At 73.2% G+C, this 2,163-nt stretch carries 1 pseudogene; it reads left to right on the forward strand.

From position 1 onward, the window contains the following. Positions 1–2,163 (forward strand): annotated as a pseudogene (locus tag I59_RS18750) (pyruvate carboxylase); the annotation flags it as partial.

Here is a 2,163-nt window from a genome sequence, read left to right on the forward strand (position 1 = left end):
GCCCGGGCGAGCACGTGCTGGAGATGCCCGGCAACAAGGTCACGCGAAGGAGCACGCGATCGCCGCCGGCGTTCCCGTCCTCGCGAGCACACCGGCGAGCCGCGACGTCGAGGAACTCCTCGCGGGCGCCGACGCCATCGGTTTCCCGGTGTTCGCGAAGGCGGTCGCGGGCGGCGGCGGCCGGGGCATGCGTCGGGTGGAGACCCGGGACGAACTCCGGCCCGCGCTCGAGGAGGCGATGCGCGAGGCCGACAGCGCCTTCGGCGACCCGACCATGTTCCTCGAGCAGGCCGTGATCCGTCCGCGGCACATCGAGGTCCAGATCCTCGCCGACGCCACCGGCACCGACGCCGGCACGATCCACCTCTTCGAGCGCGACTGCTCGGTGCAGCGCCGGAACCAGAAGGTCGTCGAGATCGCCCCGGCGCCGAACCTCGACCCGTCGATCGCGGCCGCCCTGCACCGGGACGCCGTCGCCTTCGCCCGCTCGATCGGCTACGTGAACGCGGGCACGGTCGAGTTCCTGCTCGACACCGACGGCGAACGGGCCGGCCAGCACGTCTTCATCGAGATGAACCCCCGCATCCAGGTCGAGCACACCGTCACGGAGGAGGTCACCGACGTCGACCTCGTGCAGTCGCAGATGCGGATCGCGGCGGGGGAGACCCTGGCCGACCTCGGGCTGTCGCAGGACACCGTCGCGGTCCACGGCGCCGCGCTCCAGACCCGCATCACCACCGAGGACCCCACCCAGGGCTTCCGACCGGACACGGGCAAGATCACCACCTACCGCAGCCCGGGCGGCGCCGGCGTCCGACTCGACGGCGGCACGATCGCCACCGGCGCGCAGATCAGCCCGCACTTCGACTCGATGCTCGCGAAGATGACCTGCCGCGGTCGGGACTTCCCGGCGGCCGTGTCCCGGGCCAAGCGCGCCCTCGCCGAGTTCCGGATCCGCGGCGTGAGCACGAACATCCCGTTCCTGCAGGCCGTCCTCGAGGACCCGGACTTCGACCGCGGCGACGTGTCGACGAAGTTCATCGAGGAGCGCCCCCAGCTCTTCGGCGGCCACGTGTCGAAGGACCGCGGCACCAAGATCGTGAACTGGCTCGCCGACGTCACGGTGAACAAGCCGAACGGCGAGCGGCGTCCGCAGACCGTCGAGCCGAGCGAGAAGCTCCCCGCGGTCGACCTGTCCGCCGCGCCGCCGCCCGGGCAGCGCGACCGGCTCCTGGAGCTCGGTCCGGCCGAGTGGGCGCGGTCGCTCCGGGCACAGACGGCGCTCGCGGTCACCGAGACCACGATGCGCGACGCCCACCAGTCGCTCCTGGCGACCCGGGTCCGCACGAAGGACCTCGTCGCGGTCGCTCCGCACGTCGCTCGCCTGACGCCGCAGCTGCTCTCCGTGGAGGCCTGGGGCGGCGCGACCTACGACGTCGCGCTCCGTTTCCTCGGCGAGGACCCGTGGGAGCGCCTGGCGGCACTCCGGGCGGCGATGCCGAACATCCCCGTGCAGATGCTGCTGCGTGGCCGCAACACGGTCGGCTACACGCCGTACCCGACCGAGGTCACCGACGCGTTCGTGGCCGAGGCCGCCGCCAGCGGCGTCGACGTGTTCCGGATCTTCGACGCCCTCAACGACGTCAGCCAGCTGCGACCCGCCCTGGAGGCAGTGCTCGCCACCGGCACGTCGGTGGCCGAAGCGGCGCTCTGCTACTCGGGCGACCTGCTCGACCCGGCGGAGGACCTCTACACGCTCGACTACTACCTCCGCCTCGCGGAGCAGATGGTCGAGGCCGGCGCGCACGTCATCGGCATCAAGGACATGGCCGGGCTGCTCCGCGCCGGCGCCGCGGAGCGGCTCGTCGTCGCCCTCCGGGAGCGCTTCGACCAGCCCGTCCACGTGCACACGCACGACACCGCCGGCGGCCAGCTCGCGACGCTCCTCGCCGCTGCCCGGGCCGGTGCGGACGCGGTGGACGTCGCCGCGGCCCCGATGGCGGGCACGACGAGCCAGCCGAGCATGTCCGCGCTCGTCGCCGCCCTGGCGCACACCGAGCGCGACACGGGGCTGTCCCTCGACGCCGTCGGCGACCTCGAGCCCTACTGGGAGGCCGTCCGCCGTGCGTACGCCCCGGTTCGAGTCGGGACTGCCCGGCCCGA

The organism is Curtobacterium sp. B8 (assembly GCF_000333315.1).
GTDB lineage: Bacteria > Actinomycetota > Actinomycetes > Actinomycetales > Microbacteriaceae > Curtobacterium > Curtobacterium luteum.